20 protein-coding genes are annotated in these 23,982 nt (G+C 41.3%); 19 read left to right on the top strand and 1 reads right to left on the bottom strand.

The genetic code is table 11. The features are described from left to right. Positions 1-49 precede the first annotated feature (49 nt). The 12 genes from lspA (at position 50) to pyrE (ending at position 13,298) form a co-directional block, all read left to right on the top strand. Positions 50-541, top strand: coding sequence for a signal peptidase II (gene lspA / locus TY15_RS02995; protein ID WP_040204892.1), 492 nt, complete (start codon positions 50-52; stop codon positions 539-541). Next, on the top strand, positions 513-1,418 hold the full coding sequence (locus TY15_RS02990) for an RluA family pseudouridine synthase (protein WP_040204893.1): 906 nt from the start codon (positions 513-515) through the stop codon (positions 1,416-1,418). The genes lspA and TY15_RS02990 overlap by 29 nt, the downstream gene beginning before the upstream one ends. A 186-nt stretch (positions 1,419-1,604) precedes the next feature. Further along, positions 1,605-2,147, top strand: coding sequence for a bifunctional pyr operon transcriptional regulator/uracil phosphoribosyltransferase PyrR (gene pyrR, locus TY15_RS02985; RefSeq protein WP_040204894.1), 543 nt, complete (start codon positions 1,605-1,607; stop codon positions 2,145-2,147). Between the two features lie 160 nt (positions 2,148-2,307). Further along, positions 2,308-3,618: a solute carrier family 23 protein gene (locus tag TY15_RS02980; protein WP_040204896.1), complete on the top strand. Its 1,311-nt coding sequence runs from the start codon at positions 2,308-2,310 to the stop codon at positions 3,616-3,618. A 168-nt stretch (positions 3,619-3,786) separates the two neighbouring features. Further along, complete coding sequence (locus tag TY15_RS02975; RefSeq protein WP_040204928.1) at positions 3,787-4,725, top strand: aspartate carbamoyltransferase catalytic subunit; 939 nt, start codon at positions 3,787-3,789, stop codon at positions 4,723-4,725. After that, positions 4,685-5,971 (top strand): dihydroorotase, encoded by a 1,287-nt coding sequence (locus TY15_RS02970; protein WP_040204897.1) that lies wholly within the window; start codon positions 4,685-4,687, stop codon positions 5,969-5,971. The genes TY15_RS02975 and TY15_RS02970 overlap by 41 nt, the downstream gene beginning before the upstream one ends. After that, entirely contained in the window at positions 5,968-7,059 is a 1,092-nt protein-coding gene (locus TY15_RS02965; protein WP_040204899.1) for a carbamoyl phosphate synthase small subunit, read from the top strand. Before TY15_RS02970 ends, TY15_RS02965 begins: the two co-directional genes overlap by 4 nt. Beyond that, entirely contained in the window at positions 7,052-10,258 is a 3,207-nt protein-coding gene (gene carB / locus TY15_RS02960) for a carbamoyl-phosphate synthase large subunit (RefSeq protein WP_040204900.1), read from the top strand. Before TY15_RS02965 ends, carB begins: the two co-directional genes overlap by 8 nt. Continuing rightward, positions 10,255-11,028: a dihydroorotate dehydrogenase electron transfer subunit gene (locus TY15_RS02955; protein ID WP_040204902.1), complete on the top strand. Its 774-nt coding sequence runs from the start codon at positions 10,255-10,257 to the stop codon at positions 11,026-11,028. Before carB ends, TY15_RS02955 begins: the two co-directional genes overlap by 4 nt. Further along, complete coding sequence (locus tag TY15_RS02950) at positions 11,025-11,966, top strand: dihydroorotate dehydrogenase (RefSeq protein WP_040204903.1); 942 nt, start codon at positions 11,025-11,027, stop codon at positions 11,964-11,966. The genes TY15_RS02955 and TY15_RS02950 overlap by 4 nt, the downstream gene beginning before the upstream one ends. After that, positions 11,938-12,654, top strand: a complete 717-nt coding sequence (pyrF, locus tag TY15_RS02945; RefSeq protein ID WP_040204904.1) for an orotidine-5'-phosphate decarboxylase — start codon at positions 11,938-11,940, stop codon at positions 12,652-12,654. The genes TY15_RS02950 and pyrF overlap by 29 nt, the downstream gene beginning before the upstream one ends. Then, complete coding sequence (pyrE, locus tag TY15_RS02940) at positions 12,651-13,298, top strand: orotate phosphoribosyltransferase (RefSeq protein WP_040204905.1); 648 nt, start codon at positions 12,651-12,653, stop codon at positions 13,296-13,298. The genes pyrF and pyrE overlap by 4 nt, the downstream gene beginning before the upstream one ends. 65 nt (positions 13,299-13,363) lie before the next feature. Here the strand turns inward: pyrE and TY15_RS02935 are convergent, their stop codons facing one another. Then, positions 13,364-15,073, bottom strand: a complete 1,710-nt coding sequence (locus TY15_RS02935; protein ID WP_040204906.1) for an Rqc2 family fibronectin-binding protein — start codon at positions 15,071-15,073, stop codon at positions 13,364-13,366. Positions 15,074-15,289: 216 nt separating this feature from the next. Between TY15_RS02935 and TY15_RS02930 the strand changes: the two genes are divergently transcribed. The 7 genes from TY15_RS02930 (at position 15,290) to priA (ending at position 23,932) form a co-directional block, all read left to right on the top strand. After that, on the top strand, positions 15,290-17,968 hold the full coding sequence (locus tag TY15_RS02930; RefSeq protein WP_040204908.1) for a calcium-translocating P-type ATPase, SERCA-type: 2,679 nt from the start codon (positions 15,290-15,292) through the stop codon (positions 17,966-17,968). 100 nt (positions 17,969-18,068) lie between these two features. Continuing rightward, on the top strand, positions 18,069-18,944 hold the full coding sequence (locus TY15_RS02925; protein ID WP_040204910.1) for a YicC/YloC family endoribonuclease: 876 nt from the start codon (positions 18,069-18,071) through the stop codon (positions 18,942-18,944). A 60-nt stretch (positions 18,945-19,004) separates the two neighbouring features. Continuing rightward, complete coding sequence (gene remA, locus TY15_RS02920) at positions 19,005-19,268, top strand: extracellular matrix/biofilm regulator RemA (RefSeq protein WP_040204912.1); 264 nt, start codon at positions 19,005-19,007, stop codon at positions 19,266-19,268. A gap of 11 nt (positions 19,269-19,279) precedes the next feature. Further along, positions 19,280-19,894 carry a guanylate kinase gene (gene gmk, locus TY15_RS02915; protein ID WP_040204914.1) on the top strand — a complete coding sequence of 205 codons (615 nt, stop codon included), beginning with the start codon at positions 19,280-19,282 and terminating at the stop codon, positions 19,892-19,894. A gap of 1 nt (position 19,895) precedes the next feature. Next, positions 19,896-20,114, top strand: coding sequence for a DNA-directed RNA polymerase subunit omega (rpoZ, locus tag TY15_RS02910; RefSeq protein WP_040204915.1), 219 nt, complete (start codon positions 19,896-19,898; stop codon positions 20,112-20,114). A gap of 199 nt (positions 20,115-20,313) precedes the next feature. Further along, entirely contained in the window at positions 20,314-21,534 is a 1,221-nt protein-coding gene (gene coaBC, locus TY15_RS02905) for a bifunctional phosphopantothenoylcysteine decarboxylase/phosphopantothenate--cysteine ligase CoaBC (protein ID WP_040204917.1), read from the top strand. Beyond that, complete coding sequence (gene priA / locus TY15_RS02900) at positions 21,521-23,932, top strand: primosomal protein N' (protein ID WP_040204918.1); 2,412 nt, start codon at positions 21,521-21,523, stop codon at positions 23,930-23,932. Before coaBC ends, priA begins: the two co-directional genes overlap by 14 nt. The last annotated feature ends 50 nt before the right edge of the window (positions 23,933-23,982 follow it).

Raw genomic sequence — 23,982 nt, 5'->3', positions numbered from 1 at the left:
GCTAAAATGCAAAAGAAGTATGTCAGGTTTAATGTGGAGGTATTTCTTAGTGTATTATTACTTAATCGCAATTTTTGTTATTTTATTAGATCAGGTTACAAAATGGTTAATCGTAAACAACATGCTCTTGGGAGAAAGTATAACGGTCATTCCTAATGTCTTGTATATCACTTCACACCGCAATCGTGGAGCGGCATGGGGAATCCTTCAAGGGCAAATGTGGCTCTTTTATGTCATTACCTTAGTTGTTATCGTAGCCATTTTGTATTATCTTTACAAGGCCGCAAAGGGGAAACCATTACTAGGAGTTGCCTTAGCCTTTATGCTCGGTGGCGCAATCGGTAATTTTATTGACCGGGTTCTGCGTCAAGAAGTGGTCGACTTTATTCATACGTATATTTTTAATTATAATTTTCCTGTCTTTAATATTGCAGATTCGGCATTAGTGGTCGGAGTGATCATGCTAATGATTCAAATGCTTCTTGATGAACGAGGAACAAAGGAGAAATCTTATGGAGAAAATGGAACACACCATTCTTGAAGAACAAAAAGGTGATCGGATTGATAAGGTCATCTCAGTATTAGACGAGGAATGGTCACGGACACAGGTCCAGCAATGGATTAAAGAAGGAAATGTTTTGGTTAATGGTCTACCAATTAAATCAAATTATAAGTGTAGCTTAAATGATCGAATTGAAATTATCATTCCAGACCCTGAAGTACTGGATGTTATCCCTGAAGAAATGAATTTAGAAATTTATTATGAGGATATAGATGTGTTGGTAGTAAATAAACCGAGAGGGATGGTGGTCCATCCAGCTCCAGGCCATTTGACAGGTACACTGGTGAATGGATTAATGGCTCACTGTACGGATTTATCCGGGATTAATGGCGTTTTACGGCCAGGAATTGTCCATCGAATTGATAAGGATACATCAGGTTTATTAATGGTAGCTAAAAACGATATGTCCCACGAGAGCCTTGTCAATCAATTGGTGAAAAAAACGGTCACACGGAAATATAAAGCGATCGTTCATGGAGTGATTCCACATGATTTTGGTACGGTGGATGCCCCATTAGGCAGGGATACAAAAGATCGTCAAAGCATGGCAGTGGTCGATAACGGAAAACACGCCGTTACCCATTTTCACGTCATAGAACGTTTTAAAGATTTTACTTATGTTGAATGTCAATTAGAGACAGGTAGAACACATCAAATTCGTGTTCATATGAAATACATTGGTTACCCACTTGCCGGTGATCCTAAATATGGGCCGAAAAAAACATTGGATATCAACGGACAAGCCTTGCATGCTGGTGTTCTTGGGTTCACACATCCTAGAACAAACGAATATTTAGAATTTGAGGCACCACTTCCGGAGGATTTCGAACAATTGCTTGATCAACTTTCAAAATAATCATTGACGTCAGTCTGAAAGTAAAGTAAGATTACTATAGTTTAATAAGCCCTTTAATTCGGTCCCGTGAGGCTGAGAAGGAAACGGTTATAGTTTATAGGCTATCTATGCCTATATCTTAAAATTAACTCGTCAACCTCTCACCAAATCGGTGAGAGGTTTTATTTTTATAAAAGAAGGTGTCATATGAATCAAAAAGCAATAGTCCTTGATGAACAAGCCATTGGCAGGGCGCTGACAAGGATTGCCCACCAAATTATTGAAAAGAATAAAGGTATCGATGATTGTATACTAGTCGGCATTCGAACAAGAGGAATTTACCTTGCTGAGCGCATAGCAGCAAAGATCGAAGATATCGAAGGTAAAACTATTCCGGTTGGTGAAATCGATATTACTCTTTACCGTGATGATTTAACAAAGAAAACCGATAACCAGGAACCATTTGTGAAAGGTTCCGATATACCAGTGAGGATTAATAATAAAAAGGTCATTCTCGTCGATGATGTACTTTATACAGGTAGAACTGTGAGAGCGGGTCTTGATGCTCTGATGGATCTAGGTCGCCCATCAACCATCCAACTAGCCGTTCTCGTTGATAGAGGTCACCGAGAACTTCCAATCAGAGCGGATTACGTCGGTAAGAATGTTCCAACCTCAAGTGATGAAAAGATTGTCGTAGAACTCGTTGAAGTGGATCAAGTCGATCAAGTTAGCATTTTTGATAACTAAATAGCGCCCTTTTTAAAGGCAGTCCTGTGAGGCTGACAAAGGGGAAAAGCCGATAAATTCGGTCTTTCTTAACCCTCTTTGCATCTTCTTGGACAAAGAGGGTTTTTTTATGACTTTCAGAGGAAAATAACACTATAGAATATATGTAGGAGAGAAAATAATGAATAACAAACCAATCTTAGATGTAAATGAGATTCCAAAACCTTCTCAATGGCTTACCTTAAGTCTGCAGCATTTGTTCTCCATGTTTGGTGCTACGATCCTGGTACCATTCCTTATCGGATTGAGTCCAGCAATGGCGCTGATCTCAAGTGGACTTGGTACAATTGCCTTTTTATTAATCACTAAATTCAAGGTGCCGGCTTACCTCGGTTCATCATTTGCCTATATTATTCCGATGAAAGCAGCATATGAAATGGGCGGGCCAAGTGCAGCGATGATGGGGACCTTCGTTGCCGGACTTGTATATGGAATTGTCGCACTCATTATTAGTAAAGCGGGTCATCGTTGGATCATGAAACTACTTCCACCGATTGTAGTTGGCCCTGTAATTATCGTGATTGGCTTGGCATTATCAGGAACAGCAGTTGGAATGGCGATGAATAATCCGGCTGGAAAGTATAGCATGCTTCATTTCTCAGCAGCACTTGTTACATTAGCAGCAACCATTATCTTCTCGATTTATGCAAAAAAAATATTAAGTATTATCCCAATATTGGCTGGAATTATTGTCGGGTATATATACTCGGTCATCATTGGCATTGTCGATTTTGCACCCGTCATGAATGCTCGTTGGTTTGAAATGCCTGAATTCATCATCCCATTCGTAAGCTATAAAGTGAAGCTGTCTTGGGATTTAGTAGCACTCATGGTTCCTGTCGCGGTTGTTACCTTGTCAGAACACATTGGTCACCAGCTAGTTCTAAGTAAAGTGGTCGGGCGAGACTACATTAAAGAACCTGGATTACATCGATCCATCCTTGGTGATGGAACAGCAACGATCATTTCAGCCCTAATTGGCGGACCGCCTAAAACGACCTATGGTGAAAATATTGGCGTATTAGCCATTACGAGAGTCTATAGTGTTTATGTTATTGCTGGAGCAGCAGTATTAGCCACTATCTTAGGATTTATTGGGAAAGTTACGGCCTTAATTCAAACCATACCAAGTCCTGTCATGGGTGGAGTATCTATACTCTTGTTTGGGATTATTGCCTCATCAGGTTTACGAATGTTAGTCGATAGCAAAATCGATTTTGCTGATAAACGTAATCTTGTCATTTCATCTGTCATTCTTGTCATTGGGATTGGTGGAGCAATCGTGAAATTACCATTTCATATCGAAGTCCAAGGAATGGCTTTGGCAGCGATCATTGGCGTATTATTAAACCTCATCTTGCCAGGAAGAGCGTCCATGGACGACAATATGTTTGAAGAAAAAGAAACAACTTCAAAAAAGAAAACTGCATAATAGAAGAAACCTTTTAAAGGAAGTCCAGAGAGGCTTATAAGGGTGTAATGCTGAAATAAGGGGATGGCTACTTCAAATAATCCTTTGTTAGGCATGGTCGATTTACACCCTGATCCATTCGGTCAGGGTGTTTTATATTCAAAAAATGGAGAGGCGGAAAGATGAATGATACGTCACTTATTAACCACAAATGAATTAAAAGTGGAAGAGATTAATCAAATCTTAGCAGATGCCAATAGCTTTAAAGCCGGACGGAAGTGGAATCCAGAAGGGCAAATGTTTACTGCAAACTTGTTTTTTGAACCAAGCACGAGAACAAAAAGTAGCTTTGAGGTGGCTGAAAGACGACTAGGGTTAGAGGTCATTCCGTTTGAAGTCCAAACATCTAGTGTCCAAAAGGGTGAGACACTTTATGATACGGTGAAAACTTTAGAATCGATTGGCGTAAAAGCAATGGTCATTCGCCATGAACAAGATCGCTATTTTGATGAATTGGTTGAGAAGGTCAACATTCCAATTATTAATGGCGGGGATGGGTGTGGTCACCATCCAACTCAATCACTGCTAGATTTATTGACAATCCAACAGGAATTTAGCGGATTTAAAGGATTGAACATTTCGATTATTGGCGATATTCGTCATAGCCGCGTGGCACGTTCAAATGCTGACGTCCTAACAAGGTTAGGCGCTAACATAACCTTTTCTGGTCCACCAGAATGGTTTGATGTGCAAAGTGGCATCAGTAGGTATAAGCCGATTGAGCGAGCCATTCTAGAAGCGGATGTAGTGATGCTCCTGCGAGTTCAGCATGAGCGGCATCAACAAAAAAGCAGCTACACGGCCAATGAGTACCATCAACAATTTGGTTTAACAATTGAAAGGGAAAAAATGATGAAGCCGGGCAGTATCATTATGCATCCTGCTCCTGTAAATAGAAATGTTGAAATAGCTGATAGTTTGGTAGAGTGCCAAAGATCTAGAATCTTTAAGCAAATGGAAAATGGAGTTTATGTCAGAATGGCGGCCATTAAGCGCTCAATTGAAAGCTTAGAAGGAGGAAATGGATATGAAACTACTTATTCAGAACGCTTGTTACATAGCATCTAATGGTGAATGGATCAACAAAGATATATTAATAGAAGATGGTGAAATTTCGAAAATAGAATCTAACCTAGACGAAGCTGTCGATCGAACAGTAGATGCCAAAGGAAAAATAGTATCACCAGGTTTTATCGACCTTCATGTCCACCTCCGTGAACCAGGTGGAGAAAAAAAAGAAACCATCGCCACTGGCACACAGGCAGCTGCAAGAGGCGGATTTACTACTATTGCCAACATGCCAAACACAAGACCGGTGCCTGACACCATAAACCATATGAACGACTTGCAAAGACGCATAAAGGAGTCAGCTCGAGTGAGAGTGCTTCCGTATGCTTCGATTACCCTGAGACAGGCGGGGCAAGAGTTAACGGATTTCAAGTCGCTTAAGGAGGCTGGGGCTTTTGCTTTTACTGATGATGGGGTTGGAGTTCAGTCCGCTGATATGATGCTTGCAGCAATGCGTAAAGCTACCGATGTCAATATGGCGATTGTTGCTCATTGCGAAGAAAATACACTTATTCATAAGGGGTGCGTCCATGATGGGTCATTTGCAAAAGACCACGGTTTAAATGGAATTCCCTCCGTTTGTGAATCTGTGCAAATTGCCCGAGATGTACTGCTAGCAGAAGCAGCAGGCTGTCATTATCATGTATGTCATGTTAGTACGAAAGAATCTGTTCGGGTGATAAGAGATGCCAAACGCGCAGGTATTAAGGTTACAGCGGAAGTAACACCGCATCATTTATTGTTGACCCAAAATGATATTCCGGGATTAGATGCAAATTACAAAATGAATCCGCCACTTCGTGATACGGAAGATCGGGCAGCTCTCATTGAAGGATTACTTGATGGAACAATAGATTTTATCGCTACCGATCATGCTCCACATACAACAGAAGAAAAACAGGAAGGCATGATATTGGCGCCCTTCGGCATCGTTGGCTTAGAATCAGCCTTTCCACTTCTTTACACTGAACTGGTTCGAAAACAAATCATCACACTTGAACAATTACTTGAATGGTTAACCGTCAAGCCTGCAAATGCCTTTGCGCTTCCATACGGAAAAATTGAAGTAGGTGCACCAGCTGACTTGGTGATCTTAAACTTAGAAGAAGAACAGGTTATTAACCCTGAAGAATTTTTATCTAAAGGCAAAAATACGCCATTTGGCGGCTGGGCATGTACGGGGTGGCCAGAGCTAACCATCGCTGCAGGGAAAATAGCTTGGGAAAAAGGATGTGTACTAGCATGAAAAAACAACTGATATTAGAAGACGGTACAATTATGATCGGTAAAGGCTTTGGCGGTGACACGGAAACCATTGGAGAAATAGTTTTTAACACAGGGATGACGGGCTATCAAGAAATCCTCTCGGACCCATCCTATTGTGGACAGATTGTTACACTAACCTATCCACTAATCGGAAACTATGGAATAAATCGTGACGATTTCGAATCTATTCATCCTGCTGTGAAAGGATTTATTGTCAAGGAAGCTACGGAGTTTCCCTCTAATTGGCGCAGTGAAATGACCATCGATGAATATTTTCAAATGAAAAAAATTCCTGGCATTATGGGGATTGATACACGGAAATTAACGAGAATTATTCGTCAATACGGTACCTTAAAGGGAGCAATCTGTGGCATCGATAAAAATCCTGACGAGGTATTACGAAAATTACATAAAGCACAACTGCCTACCAACCAAGTCAAACAGGTTTCCACGAAAAATGCTTATCCAAGCCCAGGGAGAGGAAAAAGGGTAGTGTTGGTGGATTTTGGCATGAAGCATGGAATCTTACGGGAACTCAACCAACGTGACTGTGATGTCATTGTCGTTCCCTACCACACAACTGCAGCGGAAATCCTCCACTTAAGACCGGATGGAATTATGCTTTCCAATGGCCCTGGGGATCCGAAGGATGTACCGGAAGCAATCGATATGCTTAGAGAAGTGATAGGGAAAGTTCCGTTGTTTGGGATTTGTCTTGGTCATCAATTGTTTGCCCTTGCGTGCGGGGCCAATACCGAAAAAATGAAGTTTGGCCATCGTGGTTCTAACCACCCTGTGAAAGACTTGGCTACAGGTAAAATTGCGATTACATCACAAAATCATGGCTATACAGTTGAAGCTGCTTCAATTAACAATACAAGTTTATCCATCACCCATATTGCCATTAATGATGGATCAGTAGAAGGGTTGCGACATCTAGATTATCCAGCCTTCACTGTTCAGTATCATCCTGAAGCATCCCCTGGACCAGAAGATGCGAACGGTTTATTTGATCAGTTTCTTGCGCTGATGGAAGAAAACAAACTGGAGGTTTCAGCACATGCCTAAACGTACAGATATCCACTCTATTTTAGTAATCGGCTCAGGACCCATTGTCATCGGTCAGGCGGCGGAATTTGATTATGCCGGCACCCAGGCTTGTATCGCTTTAAAAGAAGAAGGGTACCGTGTCATTCTTGTAAACTCTAACCCTGCGACCATTATGACAGATACAGAGATTGCTGATCGCGTTTATATCGAGCCATTGACAGTTGAGTTTGTAAGCCAAATCATCAGGAAAGAGCGTCCTGATGCCCTGCTTGCAACGCTCGGTGGGCAAACAGGTCTTAACCTTGCTGTTGCGCTTTCAGAGTCAGGCGTTTTGGCGGAATATGGCGTTGAAATCCTTGGCACTAAACTTTCTGCTATTAAGCAAGCAGAGGACAGGGATCTCTTCCGCAGCTTAATGAATGAGTTACAGGAACCTGTTCCAGATAGTGAGATTATCCATGAACTGGCAGAAGCCCAAGCATTTGTTGACAGGATTGGCTTTCCAGTCATTGTTCGACCTGCCTATACGTTAGGTGGAACTGGCGGAGGAATTTGTCATACGGAGGAAGAGCTTACGGAAATCGTGACAAGCGGCTTAAAGCATAGCCCTGTAAATCAATGTTTACTTGAAAAAAGTATAGCTGGTTTTAAAGAGATAGAATACGAAGTCATGCGTGATAGCAATGACACGGCGATTGTAGTCTGTAATATGGAAAACATTGATCCAGTTGGCGTCCATACAGGCGATTCCATTGTGGTTGCGCCAAGTCAGACATTGAGTGATCGAGAATATCAACTGCTGCGAAATGTATCATTAAAAATTATTCGGGCCCTAGGGATTGAAGGTGGCTGTAACGTTCAACTGGCTTTGGATCCTGCAAGCTTCCAATATTATATTATCGAAGTAAATCCACGTGTAAGTCGTTCATCGGCATTGGCATCTAAAGCGACTGGTTATCCGATTGCCAAGCTCGCTGCAAAAATCGCTGTAGGGTTAACACTTGATGAAATGATGAATCCAGTAACAGGTAAAACATACGCATGCTTTGAACCTGCACTCGATTATATCGTGACGAAAATCCCAAGATGGCCGTTTGATAAATTTGAATCAGGAAATCGTTCATTAGGTACACAAATGAAAGCAACGGGCGAAATTATGGCGATAGGCAGAACCTTTGAAGAATCATTGCTTAAAGCAATACGTTCCCTCGAAGCAGGCGTTTACCATTTTGAATTAAATGGGGCGGATGAAATTGATGATGCTTTGCTCGAGAAACGGATCCGCAAGGCCGGAGATGAACGGCTCTTTTACATTGCTGAAGGGTTAAAACGGGGCTTGAAAACCGAAACAATCCATCAATGGAGTAAAATCGATCTGTTCTTTTTGAAGAAAATGGAAGGGCTTATAGACCTAGAAACAGAACTTATTGAAAAACAGTTTGATAAAGAATTGCTACTTGAAGCCAAGCAAAAGGGCTTTACAGATAAAAAACTCGCTGAGCTCTGGCAAATGAATGAGAGTGAGCTTATTTACTTCCGTAAGCAGGCTGGGATTAACCCGGTTTATAAAATGGTTGATACCTGTGCATCAGAATTTGAATCAGCTACCCCTTATTACTATGGCACTTATGAAGAGGAAAACGAGTCGATCGTAACAGCGCGAAAAAGTGTCATGGTCCTTGGATCCGGTCCAATTCGCATCGGTCAAGGGATTGAATTTGATTATGCGACCGTCCATTCAGTAAAAGCGATTAAAGAGGCTGGCTATGAAGCGATCATTATCAACAACAATCCTGAGACCGTTTCAACCGACTTCAGTATTTCAGATAAGCTTTATTTCGAACCGCTCACCATTGAGGATGTTATGAACGTTATTGAATTGGAAAAACCGATCGGGGTTATTGTCCAATTTGGCGGACAAACAGCGATTAATCTGGCGGCAGCGCTAGAAGAAAACGGAGTGAAAATTCTTGGGACCAGTCTTGAGGATTTAGACCGAGCTGAAAATAGAGATAAATTTGAACAGGCGCTCGAACAGTTAACGATTCCACAGCCACTTGGTAAAACGGCTCTTTCAGTAGATGAAGCCATCCTGATTGCAAAAGAAATCGGCTACCCTGTTCTAGTCCGACCTTCCTATGTCCTCGGCGGCAGAGCGATGGAAATTGTTTACCATGAAAATGAACTGCTTCATTATATGGAGAATGCTGTGAAAATAAATCCTGAACACCCCGTCTTAATTGATCGTTATTTAACCGGAAAGGAAATAGAAGTCGATGCCATTTGTGATGGGGAAAATGTCTTAATCCCTGGAATTATGGAACATATTGAGCGAGCAGGGGTCCATTCTGGTGACTCGATAGCTGTGTATCCCCCACAAACTCTTTCAGAGTCTGTAAAGCAGACACTGGTGGAATATACAGAGAAATTAGCAAGGGGCTTAAAGATAATTGGATTATTAAACATCCAGTATGTTCTGGCCGGAGATCAAGTATATGTTCTTGAAGTCAATCCCCGTTCAAGCCGAACGGTCCCATTCTTAAGTAAAATCACAAACATCCCAATGGCGAAGATAGCCACTAAAGCCATTCTAGGCGTGTCCATTCTCGATCAAGGCTATATTCCTGGCCTTGTAACAGAGAAAGAGGGAGTATATGTAAAGGTTCCTGTGTTTTCCTTCGCAAAGCTTAAGAGTGTAGATATTACGCTTGGACCAGAAATGAAGTCGACAGGAGAGGTTATGGGTAAAGACCATACGCTTGAAAAAGCATTATATAAAGGATTAGTCGCTTCAGGGATGAATATTAAACAATTTGGTACGGTCCTATTTACAGTCGCTAATAAAGATAAGCAAGAAGCATTAAAACTAGCGCTCCGTTTTGCAGCGAATGGGTATCGATTAATGGCAACAAGTGGGACAGCTGCTGTTTTACAAGCTGCGGGGCTTCCAGTCAAAGTTGTTGGAAAAATTGGTGCGGAAGGCCAAACGTTGTTGGATGTCATCCATCGAGGTGAGGCACAGTTTATTATTAATACGTTAACGAAAGGGAAACAGCCTGCTCGAGATGGATTTAGGATCCGCCGCGAGGCAGTAGAAAATGGGGTGCCGTGTTTAACTTCATTGGATACCGCTGATGCTATCCTTAAAGTCATTGAATCAATGAATTTCTCAACAGAAGCGATGAATACGCTCATAAAGGAGGAGGTATTTGCATGATCCAAAAAGAACTATGCAAAATCATCAGCCAGACCGAGATCGCTACGAATATTTATGAGCTTACGGTGTCAGCACAGTTAACACGTGAAATCGTTGCACCAGGGCAATTTGTTCATCTACGAGTCGCAAGCGGAGGCGATCCTCTCTTACGCAGACCGATTAGCATCTGTTCTTATGATCGAAATAAGCTGCAGTTTACTATGATTTATCGGAAAGAAGGACACGGAACGTCATTATTAACAAAAATGGTTGCAGGGATGGAGATCGATATTCTTGGGCCGTTAGGGAACGGGTTTCCAATTGAGGAAGTTAGCAGTGGGGAAACAGCTTTGCTCGTAGGTGGTGGAATCGGAGTTCCCCCACTATATGAGCTTTCCAATCAGCTTGCTGCAAACGGGGTTCACGTGATTCACGTGCTCGGCTTTCAAACAAGGGCAGCGAGCTTTTACGAGGATAAATTTTTAGAAAATGGGGAAACATACGTTGCCACTGTCGATGGAACGTATGGCAGCAAAGGCTTTGTTACCGATATTATCAAAGATATTCAATTTGATTGTCTGTATACATGCGGACCAACGTCAATGTTACAAGCTATTGCCAAACAATATCCGGATGAAAAAGTATTTCTATCACTAGAAGAAAGAATGGGCTGTGGGATTGGTGCTTGCTTCGCCTGTGTTTGTAAACAAACAGATGATCCAACAGGAGTTTCCTATAAAAAAGTATGCAGTGATGGACCAGTTTTCCGTGCTGGGGAGGTACTAATATGAGTCGTTTAAACATCGAATTACCTGGATTAACCCTTAAAAATCCGATTATGCCAGCCTCAGGATGCTTTGGATTTGGCAAGGAATATAGTCAGTTCTATGATCTTAGTACGCTTGGGGCGATTATGATAAAAGCGACAACAGTAGAACCGAGATTCGGAAATCCAACTCCACGGGTAGCAGAAACGAATGCGGGCATGCTGAATGCGATTGGATTGCAAAATCCAGGTCTCCAAAAAGTGATGGGGGAAGAGCTTCCATGGTTAGCCCAATATGATGTGCCCATTATCGCTAATGTGGCGGGGTCCGTTGAAGAGGATTATATTACGGTTGCGAAAGAAATATCGCAAGCCCCAAATGTCCATGCACTTGAATTAAATATTTCATGTCCGAATGTAAAAACGGGCGGGATTGCCTTTGGAACGATTCCAGAGGTGGCCAGGCAATTAACCAAGAAAGTAAAGGCCATATCAGCTGTGCCGGTCTATGTGAAGCTGTCACCAAATGTAACGAATATCGTTGAAATGGCGAAAGCAGTAGAAGAAGGTGGTGCTGACGGCTTAACCATGATTAATACGCTTATCGGGATGCGCCTTGACATCAAGACAGGCAAGCCCATTCTTGCCAATCGAACAGGAGGATTATCAGGACCAGCGATTAAGCCTGTAGCGATACGGATGATTTATGAAGTGAGTCAAGCAGTAAATATTCCAATCATTGGCATGGGTGGAATTCAGACGGCTGCAGATGTTCTTGAGTTCTTTTATGCAGGTGCCAGCGCCGTTGCCGTTGGTACAGCGAATTTTGTGGATCCATTTGTTTGTCCAACGATCATTGAGGAATTACCCAATATGTTAGAAACATTAGGTTTTGAACATATCAGTGAATGTCAGGGAAGGAGTTGGAAAAAACATGAACAATTCGCTTATCATCGCGCTTGATTTCGCCAATAGCAGCGAAGTATCTCGTTTTTTGCAGTCGTTTGAAGGTCGAGAGCTTTTTGTTAAAGTGGGTATGGAGCTATTTTATCAAGAGGGGCCTGCTATTATTCAGCTTTTGAAAGATAAAGGACATCATATTTTCCTAGATTTAAAGCTCCATGATATACCGAATACTGTAAAAAGTGCCATGAAGGGTTTGGCACGACTGGAATGCGATCTTGTCAATGTTCATGCAGCTGGTGGCAAAGAGATGATGCAGGCAGCATTAGAAGGTTTGGAGGCAGGGACCACCGCAGGACGAAAGCGTCCCAAGTGTATCGCCGTCACCCAATTGACAAGTACGTCACAGGAGCAGATGAATGATGAGCAACTCATCCCGGTTAGCTTAAAGAAATCTGTTCTTCATTACGCATCCATAGCCAATCAGGCTGGCTTAGATGGGGTGGTTTGTTCAGCCTGGGAATCGCAAGCTATTCACGATCAAACTAGTAACTCCTTTTTAACCGTTTGCCCAGGGATCAGAATGGAGTCAGATCAAGTTGGAGACCAAAAACGTGTGGCAACTCCTGAATTCGCAAGACAAGCAGGCGTAAATGCTATTGTGGTGGGGCGATCGATAACGCGGTCAGCCGATCCAGTGAAAAGCTATGACCAATGGATGAATATTTGGAGGGGAATCTATCAATGAAAGAGAAATTTGCTGAACTACTTTTAGAAATCAATGCAGTAGCATTAAGACCGCAAACTCCATTTACATGGACATCAGGGTTAAGGTCCCCCATATATTGTGATAATCGTTTGACACTTTCATACCCGGCGGCTAGAAGCGAAATTGCCCAAGGGTTACAAAACCTAATTCTTGAAAACTTTCCTGAAGCAGACGTTATTGCCGGAACAGCGACAGCAGGAATTCCACATGCTGCTTGGGTTAGTGACCGGATGGAATTACCCATGTGTTATGTTCGCTCAAAAGCGAAGGGTCATGGCAAAGGCAATCAAATTGAAGGAAAAGTTGAACGAGGTCAAAAGGTTGTCGTTGTGGAAGATTTGATTTCAACTGGCGGCAGTGTTATTACCGCAGTAGAGGCTTTAAGGGAATCAGGTTGTGAAGTGCTTGGAGTGGTATCAATCTTTACATACGGATTAGAAAAAGGGAAACAGCTGCTTAAGGAGGCGGCGATTACGAGTTTCTCGCTGACCGACTTTTCAACCTTAATTGAGGTAGCGATTGTAAATGAAGTTGTCAGTGCTGAGGATCAACAAAGTTTGTTGTTATGGAGGAAGGATCCGTCTTCATGGAGTAATCAGTTCGAACAACTGCTTCAAAAATAATATGATCATGGCTGATTAAGAAGATGAACAAGGGGAGCTCAAATTTTTGAGCTCCCCTTAATCATTCACTTTTTCAATTGCAACACTAGTTCCTCATCAGGGGTAACATAAACCGTTTGCTGGTTGTCATAAATGACAAAACCTGGCTTGGCCCCACTTGGCTTTTTCACATGGCGAACCTTTGTAAAGTCGACTGGTACTGAACTTGAGTTCCGTGCTTTACTGTAATAAGCAGCTAATATGGCAGCTTCCCTAATCGTTTCATCTGAAGGTTCCTTAGTGCGGATGACCACATGGGATCCGGGAATATCCTTTGTATGAAACCAAATTTCATCCCGTGCCGCCAATTTATTTGTTAAAAAGTCATTTTGCTTATTATTTTTCCCTACGATAATCTCTGTTCCATCTGATGCAACAAAATGATCTAGCACCGGTTTAGATTGCTTGCTTTTCTTATTCCCCTTTTTCTGGCGTTCACGAATATAGCCGCCCTCGACCAATTCCTCGCGAATTTCCTGAATATCTTTAGGAGAGGCAGCTTGAACCTGCTGAATTAAATTATCAAAATAGGCAACTTCCTCACGCGCCATCTCAATTTGTTCAACGACAACAGCCACAGCATTTTTCGCCTTTTGGTATTTGGAAAAATACTTTTGAGCATTCTCCGATGGCGTTTTCCTTGGATCAAGCGGAATCACCATTGTACCGCCCAATTCATCGTAATAATTAACGACTTCAATCTCCTTCATTCCTTTTTTTGCTGCATAAAGATTGGCCGTTAATAATTCCCCATTTAGCTGAAACTGCTCTGCACGTGCGGCTTCCTTTAATGTATCTTCGAGCTTAACAATCTTCTTATCATTTTTTTCTTTTTCATTACTGATCAATCGTTCAATATCATGACCTTGCTGCTTGACCCGGTCCCGTTCGGCTTTACCGAAATAAAAGCGATCTAGCAACTCACTTAGAGTGGGAAAGGACTTCTCTTCTCCCTTAATATGTCCAAGCGGGAAAAGGTAAAACGATTCCTTTCCATTGCTCGTCATGATTGAAGGGGAGATATCACCTTCTGCTATTTTTCGAATCAGCTGGACAAACATTGAGGGGACAGTGTTGCGATTGGCTAGTCCAGATTGAAAGATTACTTCTTTCGCAAATAGTGGTGAAATCCCGGCAAACTGCTCGACTAGCTGACGGTCGAGCTTGCCACCATTAAAATCAAGCTTCTTTAGTACATCCCCTTCAACTGCCGAAAAAGGATTTTGTTTATGTTGCTCTGGTGGATAAATGTAAGGCTGACCTGGTAAAATGGCTCTGTGACTGTTTACCGCAAACGAGACATGCTTAACACTGTCAAGAATCACGTTTCGTGTTTTATCAACTAATACAATATTGCTATGTCGTCCCATAATTTCAATTATTAACTGTTTATAGCTAAGATCTCCAAGCTCGTTCCGACCTTTGATTTCTAAGATGATCATTCGGTCATTATCAACTTGATATAAATCTTCTAATATATGTCCTTCAATATGCTTCCTGAGCAGCATACAAAACATTGGTGGTTCACTTGGATTGTCGTAGGCTTCATTAGTGAGTTGAACTCGTGAATAGCTAGGGTGAGCAGATAATAGGAGCTTTTGATTGCCACCGTTTGCTCGGATCGTAAGAATTACTTCATTTTTATATGGTTGATGGACTTTATTAATTCGTCCGCCTTTTAAGGAACGAATCAGTTCATCCACCATCGCTTTTGTAAATAAACCATCAAATGACATTGTAAAACATCCTTTTCTTCTAACATATAACTTCATCCGCTAGTAACGGTCCTCGGTTAGACCCTCAATGATTGAAGCCTCACTATATTATATCCTACAATTTTAAATTCTGTCTTATTTTACTCTGCATTACATGTTCAGATAGCATTTTTTTGGACGACCCTGAATATGCTTTCTTTAGAGTATGTCTATCAAAGGGGGAAGTGAGATGGTCGGATGAAATTCCACGAAATGAAGATAGATCAGGTAGAAAAGGCCTTAGAAACCGACTTTTCTTCGGGATTATCACAAGAAGAAGTAAAGCAAAGGATCAAGGTTCAAGGGTTAAATGAATTGGAGGAAGGAGAAAAGCAATCGGCTTTACTCTTATTTTTTAGCCAATTTAAAGATTTTATGGTATTAGTGCTACTTGCAGCAACGTTAATTTCAGGCCTATTAGGCGAATATATTGATGCAATTGCGATTATTGCGATCGTCATTATTAACGGTTGTCTTGGTTTTTATCAAGAAAGACGGGCGGAGAAATCTCTCCAAGCTCTAAAGGAACTATCTGCTCCACAGGTGATGGTTCTCCGCGATGGGAAGTGGGTCAAAGCTACTTCCAAAGAAATTGTGATCGGGGATATTTTAAAGTTTGCTAGTGGTGATCGAATTGGTGCCGATGTACGAATAATTGAATCTAAAAGTTTAGAAATAGAAGAGTCTGCTCTTACTGGTGAATCTGTTCCTGTTTCCAAACATATAGAGCCCTTATCCAACCCTAATCCAGGAATTGGTGATATGGAAAATATCGCTTTTATGGGGACGATGATCACAAGGGGGAGTGGGGTAGGTGTTGTCATTGCAACAGGGATGAAAACAGCGATGGGACAAATAGCGGACTTATTACAAAATGCAGAGTCGCAGGATACCCCTTTGCAGCGCCGCTTAGAGCAGTTAGGGAAAATATTAATTACCGTTGCCCTGTTGCTGACAGTTCTCGTTGTTGCTGTTGGGGTACTGCGGGGGCATGATCTGTATGAAATGTTTTTAGCAGGTGTATCCCTTGCTGTTGCAGCTATACCTGAAGGGCTGCCAGCCATCGTTACTGTGGCCTTATCCCTAGGCGTTCAAAAAATGATCAAGAAAAATGCAATAGTTAGGAAGCTCCCAGCTGTTGAAACGCTTGGCTGCGCTTCGGTCATTTGTTCTGATAAAACAGGAACGATGACGCAAAACAAAATGACTGTTACGCACCTTTGGAGTGGCGGACATACGTGGACAGTTGATGGTGTAGGGTACCAGCCACAGGGCAAGTTTTATCGGAATGAACGAAATGTGCACCCTAAAGATGAGAAAGCGTTACAGCAAATGCTTATTTTTGGGATGTTATGCAATCATTCCGAATTAGTAATAAAAGAAGATGATTACATTCTTGATGGGGATCCCACTGAAGGGGCATTACTTGTTAGTGCGATGAAAGCTGGCTTTGATCGTCCCAAATTATTAGATGAGTTTACCATAGTTAATGAATTTCCATTTGATTCAACTAGAAAAATGATGAGTATCCATGTGAAGGATAAACAGGAGCGCCATTTTATTGTGACAAAAGGAGCACCAGATGTCATTTTAGGTATTTGTGAGTCTGTCTTATGGGACGAGCGTACACAGTACTTAAATAAAGAAGCGCAAATGAAGATTCAGGATGCCATCAATGGTCTTGCCTCTCAGGCACTTCGAACGATAGCGATTGCTTTTAAGCCAATTCCAGCCAATACCATTATTTTAAGTGATCAAGAGGCAGAGAAAAAATTAACCTTTATCGGTGTTCAAGGTATGATTGACCCACCTCGACCTGAGGTAAAAGCGGCTGTAAAAGAATGTAAAGCTGCAGGGATAAAAACAGTCATGATTACGGGAGACCATGTGATCACTGCCAAAGCGATTGCTTCCCAGCTTGGAATTTTAACGAAAAAGAGCAAGGTACTTGAAGGCAGTACATTATCTGATATGTCGGTCGAAGAACTTGAAGAAGTGGTCGATGACATTTCAGTGTTTGCTCGTGTTTCGCCGGAACATAAACTAAAAATTGTTAAGGCATTACAAAATAGAGGACATATTGTCGCAATGACAGGTGATGGAGTAAATGATGCTCCTGCTATTAAGGCGGCAGATATTGGGGTGGCAATGGGAATCACTGGCACTGATGTCGCCAAAGAAGCTTCAGCACTTGTGTTATTGGATGATAATTTTGCGACAATTAAGGCTGCCATTAAAGAGGGCAGAAACATTTATGAAAATATTCGAAAATTCGTCCGTTATTTATTAGCTTCAAATGTGGGTGAAATCTTAGTTATGTTGTTTGCGATGATATTGGCTTTACCGCTCCCACTGATTCCGATCCAAATCCTTTGGGTGAATTTAGTGACTGACGGTTTACCGGCGATGGCACTTGGGCTTGATCGACCGGAGGAAAATGTGATGAAACGTGGTCCGCGCAGTCCGAATGAAGGGGTTTTTTCCAGAGGATTAGGTTGGAAGGTGGTTTCACGGGGATTCTTAATCGGCGTTGTTACCTTATTATCCTTCATGATAGTGTACCAAAACGATCAGTCTCAACTCCCCTATGCGCAAACTGTCGCCTTTGCGACACTCGTGATGGCACAGCTTATCCATGTCTTTGATTGCCGAAGTGAAAAATCAGTTCTTTCAAGAAATCCGTTTGGAAACCCATACCTAGTTTGGGCAGTTCTTTCTTCGCTAGTATTAATGCTTGTGGTTATCTATTATCCACCGTTGCAACCGATTTTCCATACTCTCCCGATTGCTGCAAAAGATTGGCTGCTAATTGTGGGACTATCGTCTATACCAACTTTTTTATTAGCAGGATCATTTTTGTTAAGAAAAACAAAATAAAGTGTGTTATAATCCAAAAGGTAATAGAATCCCTTCTATTACCTTTTGTCTGTTTTTATATAGAAAGCCGATCATTTTTCAAAGATTGGATGTGTAAGTGATGGTTATAAGTATGACAGGCTTTGGAAGAGGAAGAAAAGAATCATCCGCCTTCTCTGTAAATGTGGAAATTAAATCAGTCAATCACCGTTTTTCTGAAATGAATATCCGCATGCCAAGACAACTATTAAAAATAGAAGATAAAATAAAAAAGAAATTAAGTGAGCATATACGCCGTGGTAGAGTTGAAGTGTATGTTGGTGTTGAAGGGGAAGGGATCGTTACCCGAAAAGTCCATATAGATTGGAAACTGGTTGAGGAATATTACCAAATCATCAACGAGGTTCAAAACAAATATGGAATTGCAGGGAATATCTCACTTCAGGATTTGCTGAATCAAACAGACCTTTTACATATTGAAGAAAGTGAAGCTGGAAATGAAGAGATTGAAAAATTAGTCTTGACTGCTGCGGAAGAGGCAGTAATTTTACTGAAACAAATGCGGATGGCTGAAGGGGAAGAGCTGAAAAAAGACTTACTAGCTATTTCTTCCCAATTAGAAGTGAACGTATTTGAACTTCAGAAATATGCCCCTCTCGTTGTCCATTCCTTTAAGGAACGTCTCACCAAAAGGATGCAGGAATTTGTAAATGGACAAGTGGATGAAACAAGGATTTTAACTGAAGTCGCTGTGTTTGCTGATAAAGCGGATATTAATGAGGAAATTACACGCTTAAAAAGCCATATTCAACAATTCTTACAAACTTTACATGATCACGAACCAATAGGTAGAAAACTTGATTTTATTGTTCAAGAGATGAACAGAGAGGCGAATACGATTGGTTCAAAAGCAAATGATTCAAATATTGCTAAAACAGTGGTTGAGATCAAAAGTTTACTAGAGAAGCTAAAGGAACAGGTGCAGAATATCGAGTAGCACTTGTTTAGAAATGGACTAACACGGTCAAAATATATTATTGATGATTGGATGAGGACCATGTCGATAAAATTAATTAATATTGGATTTGGAAATATTGTTTCCGCCAATCGTATTATTTCCATTGTCAGCCCAGAATCGGCTCCAATAAAAAGGATTATTCAAGATGCTCGGGATCGAGGCTCACTCATAGACGCTACATACGGAAGACGAACGCGTGCAGTAATTGTCATGGATAGTGACCATGTTATTTTATCTGCTGTACAACCAGAAACGGTGGCTCATCGTTTAACGGATCGTGATGAAATTATTGATGAAGGGTAGGATTTTATAACATGCAGGAAAAAGGATTGCTGATAGTACTCTCAGGGCCATCCGGGGTTGGAAAAGGGACAGTTCGAAAAGAAATTTTTTCTCATCCAGAAACAGCCTTTGAATATTCCATTTCGATGACGACCCGCTCGCCACGTGAAGGCGAAATTGATGGTGTCGATTATTTCTTTAAAACAAGAGAAGAGTTTGAACAATTAATCAAACAGGGCAAGCTATTGGAGTATGCCGAATTTGTCGATAACTATTACGGAACACCAGTTGATTATGTTCGCCAAACGTTAGATGCTGGAAAAGATGTCTTTTTAGAAATTGAAGTAAAGGGCGCTCGACAGGTCCGTGAAAAATTCCCAGAAGGTTTATTTATCTTTCTTATGCCTCCAAGCTTGACTGAACTAAAGAATCGGATTGTCACAAGAGGCACGGAAACGGAAGACATTATCCAAAATAGGATGTTATCTGCCCGTGAAGAAATTGAAATGATGGAATTATATGATTATGTAGTTGAGAATGACCAGGTAAAGCGTGCCTGCGATCGTGTAAAGGCGATTGTCACTGCTGAACATTGTCGTAGAGAACGTGTAGAACATCGTTATAAAAAATTGCTGGAGGTTGAATAATATGTTATATCCATCTATTGACTCATTATTAGAAAAAATTGATTCAAAATATTCTCTTGTGTCTGTTGCTGCTAAGCGTGCACGTGTAATGTCACAAGTAAAAGACGAAAGATTACCGAAATATGTTTCTTATAAATATGTGGGAAAAGCATTAGAAGAAATTTATAGCGGCGAACTAACTTATCGAGTTTCAAAAAAGGCTGAATCGGCTTTAGACTAGTCAAATCGTAAAAAATGATAAACATGGAAGAAGGTCTGACAAGAGGGAAATCACCTGCATGTCAGCCTTTTTTATTTTTTTTCCTAAAAGGGTTGAATATTGTCGAGATCTGATAGGAAATAGATGAAAAATTATACTCTTTCTAGCATAATAAGAAGAAAGATACCGTTATGGACGAGAAGTGGGGGATTCAAAGAAGATGAAGGATACAAACATTTTATTATGTGTAACTGGGGGTATAGCCGTTTACAAGGCAGCAGCCTTAACGAGCAAGCTTGTCCAAGCTGGGGCACATGTCAAAGTCATATTAAGTGAGTCGGCTGAAAAATTTGTTACCCCTCTAACCTTTCAAGCCTTGTCTCGTAATGAAGTATTTACTGATACCTTTGATGAAAAAAATCCGCAAGTAATCGCCCATATTAATCTTGCTGATTGGGCGGACTTGATTTTAGTTGCCCCTGCAACGGCCAATACAATTGCCAAAATAGCAGGTGGCATAGCTGATAATATGATTACGACCACATTACTTGCGGCGACCGCACCTGTGTGGATTGCTCCAGCAATGAATGTCCATATGTATGATCATCCGGCTGTCAAAAAAAATCTACGTCAATTAGCGGAGTATGGCTATCAGTTTATTGAGCCCAGTGAAGGCTACTTGGCCTGTGGCTATGTTGGAAAGGGACGACTGGAAGAGCCTGAGAAAATCGTTACGTTAATTCAAAAGTTCTTTAGCGATGAATTTCAACCACAATTAAAGGGAAAAACGGTCGTGATTACAGCAGGTCCAACAAGAGAGAAAATTGACCCCGTGCGCTTTATTTCTAATCATTCAACCGGGAAAATGGGATATTCCCTTGCCGAAGAGACGTTAAAACAGGGCGCTCATGTTGTTCTCATTTCAGGACCGGTTCAAATGATTGCTCCTGCTGGGGTAGAGCTTGTAAACGTCGAGAGCGCCGAAGAAATGTATAACGCTGTATTAAAGTATTATGATAGCGCTGATGTGGTCATCAAAACGGCTGCGGTCGCCGACTATCGCCCTAAATTCAGTTATGACCAAAAGGTGAAAAAACAAGCTGGGGATACGGCAATTGAACTAGAAAGAACGAAAGACATTTTGTATGAGTTAGGACAAAGGAAAAAGAATCAAGTACTGGTTGGCTTTGCGGCCGAGACTGAAAATTTAGATGAATACGCTAGAAAAAAATTAGTAAAGAAAAATGCTGACATAATCGTTGCAAATAATGTGAAAACAATGGGAGCGGGATTTGGAACAGATACAAACATTGTCACTCTATTCAAACATACCGGAGAGGTTACCGAACTGCCCCTAATGTCAAAAAAGGATGTTGCAAGAAAAATCATCGAAGAAATTACTTCACTTTTGAAGGATATGGATAAAAATGAAAATAGCTAGTGTGATTGTGGATGTTCCGACAAAGCAAACGGACCGGGCCTTTGATTATCTAATTCCAGAACAATGGCATGGGGTTATTCAGCCAGGGATGAGAGTAGTGGTGCCATTTGGACCGAGAAATATCCAGGGGTTTGTTACGGAGCTGAAGGCAGAATCAGACTTTAAGAAATTAAGAGAAATCATCGAGCCCATGGATCTTGTGCCCGTGTTAAATGAGGAATTACTGAGACTAGCAGACTGGTTAACAGAAAATACACTTTGCTTTAAGATTTTTGCTTTTCAAGTGATGCTCCCGGCCGCTTTAAAAGCCAAATACGAAAAAAAGGTAAAGCTTGCTGCTGGGAGAGTTATTGCTGATTTACCAGAGCAGTTGCAATCCTTTTTTGAAAATGAAGGGATGCTTGACTGGGAGGAAGCATTAAAAATGGGATTGGTTTCTCTATTGCAAAGAGAATCAGCAAAGGGACTGTTAGAAGTTATTTATGTGGTAAGGGAACGTGTCAAGAAAAAACAACGGAAATTCGTACGTCCAACGGTAACTCTAGCTGAATTAGAAGTTGAAATAAACCGTATACCCGTCAAAGCTGAAAAGCAACGACAGGTATTACGCTATTTTTCCATGCACTTCAATGAAATTGAGGTTAGTAAACTGATTGCCGATGTTAAAACCTCGGCCTCAACCGTGAAGTCACTAGTTGAGAAAAACCTGTTAACTGAATTTGAAAGGGAGGTTTATCGTGATCCCTTTGAACATCGATTATTTGAGCGAACAAAACCCTTCCCGTTAACGACATCTCAGCAAACGGCAATTGCACCAATTCTTCGTGCTATTGAATTAAATCAGCACGAGGTATTTTTACTTTATGGCGTCACTGGGAGTGGTAAGACCGAAATTTACTTACAATCCATCCAGGAAGTCATTGAAAAAGGTAAGGAAGCCATCGTTTTAGTTCCGGAAATAGCTCTCACGCCACAAATGGTTCATCGGTTTAAAGGAAGGTTTGGGGACTTAGTGGCTGTTTTACACAGCGGTTTATCAGCGGGAGAAAAATATGATGAATGGCGAAAAATTCAACGTAAGGAAGTAAAAGTAGTCGTTGGAGCAAGGTCGGCCATTTTTGCCCCATTTGAAAATATCGGCATCATTATAATAGATGAGGAACATGAGACAAGTTATAAGCAGGAAGAAATGCCTCGCTATCACGCAAAAGACGTTGCGGTAGAAAGAGCGAAAAACTTTAATTGCCCGGTGGTCCTTGGCAGTGCCACTCCTTCACTTGAGTCGTTCGCTAGAGCACAAAAAAAGGTGTATCACTTATTATCACTTTCGAATCGGATGAATAATCAAAAACTGCCTTCTGTTGACATCATTGATATGCGCGAGGAACTCCGTGAGGGCAATCGCTCCATGTTCTCCCGAAAGTTATTTGACTTGTTACAAGATCGAATTGAGAAAAAGCAACAATCCGTCTTATTTTTAAATAAGCGGGGGCACTCTTCGTTTGTGATGTGCAGGGACTGTGGCTATGTCATGAATTGTCCTAATTGCGATATCTCGCTTACCTACCATCGTGTACATGAGCAAATGAAATGCCATTATTGTGGATATGAAAGTCATGTACCAAAGCAGTGTCCTGAGTGCAATAGTGACTATATTCGCTATTTTGGGACTGGAACACAAAAGGTTGAGGAGGAACTGGGTAAGCTTCTTCCCGAGGCAAGAGTGATTCGCATGGATGTAGACACAACCGGTCGAAAAGGTTCACACGAGCGACTATTAACCGATTTTAAGGATGGAAAAGCTGATATTCTATTAGGGACGCAAATGATTGCTAAGGGGCTAGATTTTCCAAACATAACGTTAGTTGGTGTGCTTTCTGCAGATACGATGCTACATTTACCTGATTTTCGTGCTTCTGAAAAAACCTTCCAGCTATTGACCCAGGTTAGTGGACGAGCAGGACGACATCAACTTCCAGGCGAGGTGATCATCCAGACCTATACACCTGAACACTATAGCGTCGAACTTGCTAGTCATCACGATTATGACCTATTTTATCAGCGAGAAATGATGATCCGCAAAGCACATCATTACCCACCCTTTTATTATTTATCCCTTATAACGATAAGTCATGAGCAATTGATTACGGTGGTATCGGCAACAGAGAAAATAGCCAATTATGTCCGCTCCCATGTTTCGAGGGAAGCGGTTGTACTAGGACCTGCGGCCTCTCCCATCCCTAGGATTAATAATAGATATCGGTACCAATGTCTGATAAAATACAAGCGGGAACCGAACTTGACAAAAACGCTCAAAATGATCCTGGATCAATACCAAAAAGATACGAAAAGTGGCTTGCAAGTTTCAATAGATGTAAATCCGTTCATTTTAATGTAAGCTTAGACGGAATTCAGTTTATAAAAAGGTTATGATTCCGGTTTTTGGGT

Origin of the sequence: Neobacillus jeddahensis (assembly GCF_000612625.1) — a bacterium.
Lineage (GTDB): Bacteria > Bacillota > Bacilli > Bacillales > Cytobacillaceae > Neobacillus > Neobacillus jeddahensis.
The sequence above is the reverse complement of the archived record's forward strand: the minus strand, read 5'-3'. Positions and strand labels throughout refer to the sequence as shown.